Here is a 9,828-nt window from a genome sequence, read left to right as displayed (position 1 = left end):
TTCTGGACGCTCCGCGTCCTCGTTGCTACGCCAAGCGTCGAAAATCGATTCGATCAGCCCTCGCCACGCAGTGTCTTGAGCTTCTGGATCACGGTCGCGGCTGATTGTTCGCCGAGCAGTTGTTCGCGCATCTTGCCCTTGTCGTCGATGATGTAGGTCACCGGCAGTGCCTCGGAGGGCGGCAGGCTGTATTGCTCGGCCGGGTCCTGGGCGAGCACGGTGAATTTGATGCCCAGTGCATTGGCAGCGCTTTTCAGTTCGTCGCCCTGCAGGTTGTCGAAGTTGACGCCCAGCACGGTGACTTTCTGGTCCTTGAGCTGCTCGGACAATGCATTGAACTCCGGAACCTCGGTACGGCAAGGGCCACACCATTCGGCCCAGTAGTTGACCACCAGCCAGTGCCCCTTGATGCGCTCGCTGGCGACCTTCTGGCCATTCTGATCATTGCCCAGGTCCACGCCACATCCGCTGAGCAGCAAACTGCCGAAAAGTATTACCGCTGCTGTTAATCGCCTTGCCATTTGCTTGTTTCCTCGCCCCGTTCAACCTGCAATTACTTATACCCAAGCCACGACTATTGACCATTCGATATGTCGGACAGTGCCATCGCTGGTTAGAATACGCCACCCCACACAAGATGCGACGTGCAAATGACCGATCTGACGCTGTATCACAACCCGCGCTGCAGCAAGTCCCGCGGCGCGCTGGAACTGCTTCAGGCCCGCGGCCTGACGCCGGACATCGTCCTGTACCTGGAAACCCCGCCCGACGCCGACCGTGTGCGCGACTTGCTCGGCAAGCTGGGCATCGGCGCCCGGCAACTGCTGCGTACCGGCGAGGACGATTACAAGCAACTCAATCTGGCCGACCCGAGCCTGAGCGACGAGCAACTGATCGCCGCCATGGCCGCTCACCCCAAACTCATCGAACGGCCGATTCTGGTCGCTGGCGACAAGGCTGTCATTGGCCGCCCACCCGAGAACATTCTGGAGCTGCTGCCGTGAGCACACCCTACATTCTGGTCCTCTATTACAGCCGCAACGGCTCCACCAGCGAAATGGCCCGGCAGGTTGCCCGCGGCATTGAACTGGGCGGCATGGAAGCGCGGCTGCGCACCGTACCTGCCGTTTCCGCCGACTGCGAAGCGACCGCCCCCGAGATTCCGGAAAGCGGCGCGCTGTACGCGACCCTCGACGACCTGAAAAACTGCTCCGGCCTGGCGCTGGGCAGCCCGACGCGCTTCGGCAACATGGCCGCGCCGCTGAAATACTTCCTCGACGGCACCAGTAACCTGTGGCTGACCGGCGCACTGGTCGGCAAACCCGCTGGCGTCTTTACCTCCACCGCCAGCCTGCACGGTGGCCAGGAAACCACGCTGATGTCGATGCTGCTGCCCCTGCTGCACCACGGCATGCTGATCATGGGCCTGCCCTACAGCGAATCGGCGCTGCTGGAAACCACCGGCGGTGGCACGCCCTACGGTCCCAGCCATCACGCCGGTGCCGATGGCAAGCGCGCGCTGGACCGTCATGAAACCGACCTGTGCCGCGCCCTGGGCCAGCGTCTGGCCAAGACCGCGGTGCAACTGGACGCGCCGCGCAGCTGAATCGGCAGAGCGCCGGATGCTTTCAGTTAAATCGTAAACTTGCAGGGCAAGGGTCGGTCTGACCCCTTGTCCTGCCTGTTGAATTTTTTTGGAGAACCGATGCACGACTACAAATGGCTGAACGAGTATTGCCTGAATCGATTCGGCTCCGCCAAAGCTCTGGAAGCTCATCTGCCCTCCCCCAAGACACCCAGGCAACTGCAAGCCATCAGCGCCGACCGCTACCTGTCTACCATGGCCCTGCGGGTTTTCCGCGCTGGCCTGAAACACAGCCTGGTAGACGCCAAGTGGCCAGCGTTCGAAGAAGTGTTCTTTCGCTTCGACCCGGAGAAAGTCGTGCTGATGGGCGCCGATCACCTGGAACGGCTGATGCAGGACGCGCGCATCATTCGTCATCTGGGCAAGCTCAAGAGCGTGCCGCGCAATGCGCAACTGATTCTGGACATCGAGCAGGAGCATGGCAGTTTCGGCAAATTCATCGCCGAATGGCCGGTCGATAACATCACTGGCCTGTGGCAGTACATCGCCAAGCACGGCAACCAGATGGGCGGCCTGTCAGCGCCGCGCTTTCTGCGCATGATCGGCAAGGACACCTTCATTCCGACCTGGGATGTGGTTGCCGCCCTGAACGCGCAGGATATCGTCGACCGTGTGCCGAGCAGCAAACGCGATCAGGCGATCGTGCAGGACGTCTTCAACCAGTGGCACGCAGAAAGCGGTCGGCCGATGTGCCAGCTGTCAGCCATGCTGGCGTTCACCGTCAACCACTGAGTGCCGTCAGATATTGACCACATTGACGAACCGCGACGCAGCGGTTTCGTCGATGCGCAGGTTGCTGAAGTCGAACAGGTTGCGGTCGGCCAACTGCGAGGGCTGCACGTTCTGCAAGGCGCGGAAAATGCTCTCCGTCCGGCCAGGCGTCTTGCGCTCCCAGTCCTGCAGCATTTCCTTGACCACCTGACGCTGCAGGTTCTCCTGCGAGCCGCACAGGTTGCACGGGATGATCGGAAACTGCTTGAGGTCCGAGTAGGCCTGAATGTCCTTTTCATGGCAGTACGCCAACGGACGAATCACCACGTTACGGCCATCATCGGCACGCAGCTTGGGCGGCATGGCCTTGAGCGAGCCATTGAAGAACATGTTGAGAAAGAATGTCTCGACGATATCGTCGCGGTGATGACCGAGCGCCATCTTGGTGGCACCGATCTCGTCAGCGAAGGTATACAGCGTGCCGCGACGCAGCCGTGAACACAGCGAGCAGGTGGTCTTGCCTTCGGGGACCAGTTCCTTGACCACTGAATACGTGTCTTTCTCGACGATGTGGTACTCGACACCCAGTTCTTTCAGGTAGGCAGGCAGCACGTGCTCGGGAAAGCCGGGCTGCTTCTGGTCCATGTTGACTGCCACGATGTCGAACTTGATCGGCGCGACCTTCTGCAGGTGCATCAACACATCGAGCATGGTGTAACTGTCCTTGCCGCCGGACAGGCAGACCATGACCTTGTCACCCTCTTCGATCATGTTGAAGTCGGCAACCGCTTCGCCGGCCAGCCGACGCAGACGTTTCTGCAGTTTGTTCTGATTGACTGAAAGGGTGCCCATTTATGGAAGTATCCGCTGACGGTAGCTTGAGAAAAGCCGAACATTTTACCCGTAACCGACCATTGGTTAAATATGCTGCGCCTGTACTGTTCAGACAGGCGACCACACTGGATCAAAAATGACCACCGGGCAGCTGGCCTGTTCAGAGCTTAGCCACATTGCGGCATACTTGGCGCACTGGAGAACCCTAAAGCATGCCCGAACAACTCAATTCACGCGTCGAGACCTGTTACCAACAAGCCGAAGCCTTCTTCAAGCGCACCTTCAAACGCCCTGTGGTCAGTTTCCAGTTGCGCGGTCAGAAGGCCGGTGTCGCTCATCTGCATGAAAACCTGTTGCGCTTCAACCCACAGCTCTACAAGGAAAACGCCGAAGACTTCCTGCGCCAGACCGTACCCCACGAAGTCGCGCACCTGATCGCCCATCAGCTGTTCGGTGGCAGCATCCAGCCGCATGGCGAAGAATGGCAATTGATCATGCGCGGCGTCTATGAACTGCCGCCCAATCGCTGCCACACCTACGCGGTCAAGCGGCGTAGCGTGATCCGTTACATCTACCGCTGTCCTTGCCCGGACAGCGACTTTCCGTTCACCGCGCAGCGTCACGGCATGGTTCGCAAGGGACGGCGCTACCTGTGCCGTCGCTGCCGCGAGCCTCTGGTGTTCAGCGGCGAGACGCGCACGGAATAATCCTCCGGCAAACTGCAGGCATAAAAAACCCATCCGAAGATGGGTTTTTTGTGGTCTGAGGGTTATCAGACGGTCTTGGTGGTGTTCACCGCAGCGGCTGGAGTCGGGCCTTCGGCAACGCCGAGGTCGTCTTCAGGGCGGGTTTCCAGAATGGCAGAGCCACCGGAAGTCAGCTCGGACTGCAGCTTGTCGGTGTCCAGCTCGCCGACCCACTTGGCAACCACAACGGTAGCAACAGCGTTACCGACCAGGTTGGTCAGGGCGCGGGCTTCGGACATGAAGCGGTCGATACCCAGAATCAGCGCCAGACCGGCAACCGGCAGGTGACCCACGGCCGACAGGGTCGCAGCCAGTACGATGAAGCCGCTACCGGTTACGCCAGCAGCACCTTTGGACGACAGCAGCAGCACCAGCAACAGGGTGATCTGGTGCGTGATGTCCATGTGCGTGTTAGTCGCCTGAGCGATGAACACGGCGGCCATGGTCAGGTAGATCGACGTACCGTCCAGGTTGAACGAGTAGCCCGTCGGGATAACCAGACCGACCACAGACTTCTTGGCACCCAGGCGCTCCATCTTGATCAGCATGCGCGGCAGGGCCGATTCCGAAGAAGAAGTACCCAGTACGATCAGCAGCTCTTCACGGATGTAGCGAATCAGCTTGAAGATGCTGAAGCCGTGAGCGCGGGCGATAGCGCCCAGCACAAACACGACGAACAGAACGCAGGTGATGTAGAAGCAGATCATCAACTGACCCAGTTGCACCAGCGAGCTCACGCCATAGGCACCGATGGTGAAGGCCATGGCACCGAACGCACCCAGCGGGGCCAGCTTCATGATCATGTTGATGATGTTGAACATCACGTGGGCGAAGCGATCGATGAAGTCCAGAACCGGCTTGCCGTAGGCACCCAGGCGATGCAGCGCGAAGCCGAAGATCACCGAGAACATCAGCACTTGCAGGATATCGCCGTTGGCAAACGCGCCGACGATGGTGTTCGGAATCACGTTAAGGATAAAGCCGACGATGCTCTGATCCTGACCGGCCGTGACGTAGGCGGCGATCTTCGAAGCGTCGAGCGTGCTGACGTCGATGTTCATGCCGACACCCGGCTGAACCACGTTGACCACGATCAGACCGATCAGCAGGGCGATGGTCGAAACGATCTCGAAGTACAGCAGCGCATAACCGCCAGTCTTGCCGACCGACTTCATGCTCTGCATGCCAGCGATACCACTGACGACGGTACAGAAGATGATCGGGGCAATCACCATCTTGATCAGTTTGATGAACCCGTCACCCAGCGGTTTTAACGCCTTGCCGGTGTCCGGGTAGAAGTGACCGATCAGGATACCGATGACAATCGCTACGATTACCTGAAAATAGAGGGATTTGTAGATGGGCTGACGAGTCGTCATTGCAGTTTTCCTCAAGGGCGTCGTCGGCATCTTCACCTGATGCGCGCGAGCCTATAAAGCGCTAACCCTCCTGCACTGGAGGGATTTGTTTTGTCGAGCTGCGCAAGGCAGGTCTCTGCCATGTAGATAGCAATACGCGTGCCATGGAGTCATTTTGATATCAAAACCCCGCAGCATAAGGCGCACACTGGTAACGGTAGCCGGGATCCGAGAGGACAGGTGGCGGTTTTCCGCCGTATGGTGAGAAAAACAGGCACACAGTGGCGGGTATCCGCCTTCTTTCTGTGGTGACTGGAGTGATCGGTGACGCGCATAGGTGTGACGCAGAGCGTCACGAACGGCATTCCCACGCTGGAGCGTGAGAAACGATAGGTGTGATAACACTATCGTTACTGCGCCAGAAAATGAATCCTGAACGCCGCGCCCCCCATTGGGGAATCGCCCAGCGTCAATTGCGCGCCGTAGCTTTCGATGATGTCCTTGACCACCGCCAGGCCGATGCCTTGCCCGGGGTTCTGGCGGTCCAGCCGTTCGCCGCGTTCGAGAATGCGCGCACGCTGGCTCTGCGGGACGCCGGGGCCGTCGTCTTCGACGCACAGTTCATCGCCGGTCGTCGAGCGCGTGAAGCTGACGCGCACTTCACTCAGGCACAGCCGATAGGCGTTTTCCAGCAGGTTGCCGAGCATTTCCAGCAACGCGCCCTCTTCCATATGCACCTGGCAGTGCTCGGGCAGGTCCAGCGTGGCCTTGACCTGTTTGTCGCGATACACCTTGTCCAGCGTATTGCACAGGCTTTCGACCACGGGTCGCAGCATCACGTGATGGCGCACCAGACCGCTCTTGCGCAGGCTGGCCCGCTGCAGTTGATAGCCGATCTGCTGGCTCATGCGTTCGATCTGCGATTGCAGCACCCACGCCTGCTCGACATCCTCGGGGCGCTTGGCGATGTTCTCGCTTACGCCCTGCAAGACCGCCAGCGGGGTTTTCAGGCTATGCGCCAGGTCGTCCAGAGAGTCGCGGTAACGAATACGCTGCTCACGCTCGCTGCGTAGCAGGCGGTTGAGCGAGTCGGTCAGGCGCAGCAGTTCGCTGGGGTGTTCTTCGCTGAGGCTGTCGCGCACACCGGATTCCACCTGATCCAGTTCCTGGCTCAAGCCGCGCAGGGCCCGCAGCCCCCAGGTCAGGCCCATCCACAGCAACCCGAGCAGCACCGCCAGTGCTGCGCCAAAGCCCAGATAAAGCTTGCGGCGCAGACCGTCGATGGTTTCCTGATAGCCGCGCAACGGTTGCACGGCAACGATACTGAACGCGGCATTGCGCCCGCCGAGCAGCCGGATCTCGACGTCATAGACGAAATACTCATCGCCATTGATTTCCTTGATCTTGGTGAACTCGCTGCCCTGCCCGTCGTATTGCGGGCGGTAGTCGATGTTCTCGCCTTCGGTCGACAACGAGCGCCAGACCATCTGCCCCTGGCGGTTATAGATGTAGCCCAGCAGACGGCTGCCGGGCAGATTGAATTGTTCGCCCGGCAACACCGAGGGCATTAACAGATGGTCGTTTTCGACGCGAGCCGCCGAAATCATGGTGGTGACATCAGAAGCCAGGCGTTGCTCGATCGCTCCGCGTAGCGCCAGGCTGAACGCCCCCTGCAGTGCAGGCAGCATCAGCAGCATGAAGATCACCGCCAGCGTGGCGGCGCCCAGCATCAGGCGCAGGCGAAGCGAACGAATCACGTACAGCGCTCATTGAACAGGTAGCCCATGCCGCGCACGGTTTCGATAGGTTTGAAGGCCACGCTGCTGTCCAGTTTGCGACGCAGACGACCGACCAGCACTTCGATCACGTTCGGGTCGCGCTCGTCGTCATCGGGGTACAGTTGCTCCATCAGGCGCTCCTTGGGCACCACTTGCTGGTGATGGAGCATCAGGTACTCAAGAATACGGTATTCGTAGGCCGTCAGCGCCAACGGCTGCTCGGCCAGGGCGGCGTGCTTGCGATTGAGGTCCAGCAACAGCGGGCCAGCCGTGATGGTTGACTGGATGAAGCCGCTGGAACGCCGTAACAAGGCGTTCAGCCGTGCCTCCAGTTCTTCGAACTGGAAGGGTTTGACCACGTAGTCGTCAGCCCCGGCCGCCAGGCCTTCGACCTTGTCCTGCCAATTGCCGCGCGCGGTCAGGATCAGGATCGGAAAGGCCTTGCCCAATGTGCGCAACTGGCGAATCAGGTCCAGGCCGCCGATGCCCGGCAGGCCCAGGTCGATCACCGCCAGGTCGTGATTGAATTGCGCGACCTGATACAACGCCTCTTCAGCGTTGGCCACCGCCTCCACCACATGCCCGGCTTCGGTCAGACGGGTTCGCAGGTGGTGGCGCAGCAGCGCTTCATCCTCAACTACCAACAACTTCATGCAGCTCTCCCAGGCACAATCGCAGCCTCAAGACAAAGAATGAAACGACATCGTCGCATCAGTACTCAACAGGCGGGCGCTGACGGGCACGTGTTGTGTCACATCATAGCTGCCCAGCAGGATTTCGCGGCTGACAGGCGCACCATTGTGAGTGCCCGTCAGGCTGCCGTAAACCGGTGGCGAATAAAGCGTCCCCACCGAGACATTGGAATGCGCCTGCTCCCCGAGCGCGTGTCCCCAACTGTTGGTATCGTCAAGCTTTTCGCTGGTCTTGCTGAACTCGATACGGGCCACGTCAAGCCGACCATCGCCCGCCTGCACCGCAGCACTGCCGCCCAGAAAAGCCAGGGCCAGGAAAAACTTGTTGAGATTCAACATATCGACTCCTTTTGCGCTCGGGGACGCTGTCAAGGTATGGGCCAACAGTAATCGCGCCGGGCTGAACCCCGACTGAACACTGCATGAACCGGCGCTGAACAGTCATCCACACCCTGTGCAGCAGAATCGGCTATGGTTGTTTGCGACTTCAAAACATCAACAAGGAGCTGACCATGCGTGTGTGGATTGCAATGATCATGATGGGCCTGAGCGGCCTCGCCCAGGCGGCGATCAAGACCGAGCAGATCGATTACAAAAGTGCCGACGGCACCAAGCTGGTGGGCTACTACGCGTACGACGACGCGGTAAAAGGCCCGCGCCCTGGCGTCCTGGTGGTTCACGAATGGTGGGGCCTGAACGACTACGCCAAGCGCCGCGCCCGCGATCTGGCTGCACTGGGTTACAGCGCAATGGCCATCGACATGTACGGCGAAGGCAAGAACACCGAGCACCCGAAAGACGCGATGGCCTTCATGCAGGCCGCGCTGAAGGACAGCGATGCCGCCGACAAGCGTTTTGACGCCGGGCTGGAGCAATTGAAGAAGCAGCCACAGACCGATCCGAAAAAGATCGCAGCGATCGGTTACTGCTTCGGCGGCAAGATCGTGCTCGACGCAGCACGCCGCGGTGAACCGCTGCTGGGCGTGGTGAGTTTCCACGGCGCACTGGTCACCAACACCCCGGCAAAACCGGGCATCAAGGTGCCAATGCTGGTCGAACACGGCGCCAAGGACAGCATGGTCACCCCTGAAAACGTCACCGCGTTCAAGAAGGAAATGGACGACGCCAAGGCCGACTACAAATTCGTCAGCATCGACGGCGCCAAACACGGCTTCACCAACCCCGACGCCGACCGCCTGAGCCACGGCGAACACGGCGGCCCGGACATCGGCTACAGCAAAGCCGCCGATGAGAGCTCCTGGGCGGACATGAAAGTGTTTTTCAAAAAGATATTTGGTTGAGCCATAGCTGACACTCCGCGTCCACCCAAAGCTGGGAGGACGCAGAGCGTCCAGAACGGCATGCGACGCAGAGCGCCGCACGATAGTTGAGATCATCGTTCCGCACGTTATGCGTCAATACCAGCGCTGAATATCGATCAAACCGCGCTGCCCCTCATAATCACGAGCGCTGGAGTATCTCCAATGCTCACCGACGTCCACATAACCTCTCTTTACCGGGTTGTGGTGAATGTAATCGAGCTTCTGCCGCATAACCTTTTCATTCCACACAAGCTCGGCATGAGCTCCTTCCTGCCAGACCTGATAAACCCTGTCACTCTTGTGCAGGCGCTTGACGAACCGCAGACGCTCCAGCGTGCTCTGGGCATTGGCGTTCTCGAGTGCTTCGATTATCTGTCGGGCCGTAAAAGACTTGAAACTGTTCACACATTTGTCCAGTGCGGGTGCTTGGGCGACGAAGTGCAAATGGTTTTCCAGAACGACATACCCGAAGAGCTGCAGGCCTTGATGAGCCTGTTGATAGCGCCAGGCGTTGAACAGAATGTCTACCAGAACAGGCCGGGTAAAAAGCGGTAACCATTCCACCACTGTGCAGGTCAGGAAGTGAGGTTTTTCAGGTTCGGTTATGGTGTATCGACTCCGGCCCATGTGTTCATCCTTGAATCATCAGGGGCACGAAGGTACATCGCAGCTTGGTAAGTGGGGAATGATGAAAGTGTGACGAGTTTTTTGCCCTGCATCGGCAAGAGGACGCAGAGCGTCC

General features: G+C 59.4%; 12 protein-coding genes. 5 read left to right on the top strand and 7 right to left on the bottom strand.

All coding sequences use genetic code 11. The annotated features are described in order from the left end of the window. Positions 1-53 precede the first annotated feature (53 nt). Positions 54-521 (bottom strand): TlpA disulfide reductase family protein, encoded by a 468-nt coding sequence (locus tag P406_RS20205; protein WP_004416738.1) that lies wholly within the window; start codon positions 519-521, stop codon positions 54-56. Positions 522-650: 129 nt separating this feature from the next. Between P406_RS20205 and arsC the strand changes: the two genes are divergently transcribed. The 3 genes from arsC (at position 651) to P406_RS20190 (ending at position 2,377) form a co-directional block, all read left to right on the top strand. Next, the gene (arsC, locus tag P406_RS20200; protein ID WP_003314592.1) at positions 651-1,004 is read left to right on the top strand and encodes an arsenate reductase (glutaredoxin); all 354 of its coding nucleotides are present in this window, start codon (positions 651-653) and stop codon (positions 1,002-1,004) included. Beyond that, entirely contained in the window at positions 1,001-1,606 is a 606-nt protein-coding gene (gene wrbA, locus P406_RS20195; RefSeq protein ID WP_003363251.1) for an NAD(P)H:quinone oxidoreductase, read from the top strand. The genes arsC and wrbA overlap by 4 nt, the downstream gene beginning before the upstream one ends. A 99-nt stretch (positions 1,607-1,705) precedes the next feature. Then, on the top strand, positions 1,706-2,377 hold the full coding sequence (locus P406_RS20190; RefSeq protein ID WP_003314590.1) for a DNA-3-methyladenine glycosylase I: 672 nt from the start codon (positions 1,706-1,708) through the stop codon (positions 2,375-2,377). A gap of 6 nt (positions 2,378-2,383) precedes the next feature. Here the strand turns inward: P406_RS20190 and ttcA are convergent, their stop codons facing one another. Then, positions 2,384-3,208: a tRNA 2-thiocytidine(32) synthetase TtcA gene (gene ttcA, locus P406_RS20185; protein WP_003424946.1), complete on the bottom strand. Its 825-nt coding sequence runs from the start codon at positions 3,206-3,208 to the stop codon at positions 2,384-2,386. A 194-nt stretch (positions 3,209-3,402) separates the two neighbouring features. Here ttcA and P406_RS20180 point away from each other — a divergent pair, with 194 nt between their 5' ends. Continuing rightward, positions 3,403-3,897, top strand: a complete 495-nt coding sequence (locus P406_RS20180; protein WP_003314586.1) for a SprT family zinc-dependent metalloprotease — start codon at positions 3,403-3,405, stop codon at positions 3,895-3,897. Positions 3,898-3,962: 65 nt separating this feature from the next. On the opposite strand, the gene P406_RS20175 is transcribed toward P406_RS20180, so the two are convergent. From P406_RS20175 to P406_RS20160, 4 genes are all read right to left on the bottom strand, one after another. Then, positions 3,963-5,315, bottom strand: a complete 1,353-nt coding sequence (locus tag P406_RS20175; RefSeq protein WP_010437384.1) for a dicarboxylate/amino acid:cation symporter — start codon at positions 5,313-5,315, stop codon at positions 3,963-3,965. 389 nt (positions 5,316-5,704) lie between these two features. After that, entirely contained in the window at positions 5,705-7,051 is a 1,347-nt protein-coding gene (locus tag P406_RS20170; RefSeq protein WP_004416732.1) for an ATP-binding protein, read from the bottom strand. Next, complete coding sequence (locus P406_RS20165; protein ID WP_003407750.1) at positions 7,048-7,725, bottom strand: response regulator; 678 nt, start codon at positions 7,723-7,725, stop codon at positions 7,048-7,050. The genes P406_RS20170 and P406_RS20165 overlap by 4 nt, the downstream gene beginning before the upstream one ends. Positions 7,726-7,752: 27 nt before the next feature. Next, positions 7,753-8,103, bottom strand: a complete 351-nt coding sequence (locus P406_RS20160) for a hypothetical protein (RefSeq protein WP_003344838.1) — start codon at positions 8,101-8,103, stop codon at positions 7,753-7,755. Between the two features lie 173 nt (positions 8,104-8,276). Between P406_RS20160 and P406_RS20155 the strand changes: the two genes are divergently transcribed. Next, positions 8,277-9,065: a dienelactone hydrolase family protein gene (locus P406_RS20155; protein WP_046237159.1), complete on the top strand. Its 789-nt coding sequence runs from the start codon at positions 8,277-8,279 to the stop codon at positions 9,063-9,065. Between the two features lie 114 nt (positions 9,066-9,179). Here P406_RS20155 and P406_RS20150 read toward each other — a convergent pair whose 3' ends face one another. Continuing rightward, on the bottom strand, positions 9,180-9,713 hold the full coding sequence (locus P406_RS20150) for an REP-associated tyrosine transposase (RefSeq protein ID WP_046237158.1): 534 nt from the start codon (positions 9,711-9,713) through the stop codon (positions 9,180-9,182). Positions 9,714-9,828 lie beyond the last annotated feature (115 nt).

Source organism: Pseudomonas syringae pv. coryli str. NCPPB 4273 (assembly GCF_000972175.1).
GTDB lineage: Bacteria > Pseudomonadota > Gammaproteobacteria > Pseudomonadales > Pseudomonadaceae > Aquipseudomonas > Aquipseudomonas syringae.
Note: the sequence above shows the minus strand (reverse complement) of the source record. Positions and strands in the feature narration are given on the sequence as shown.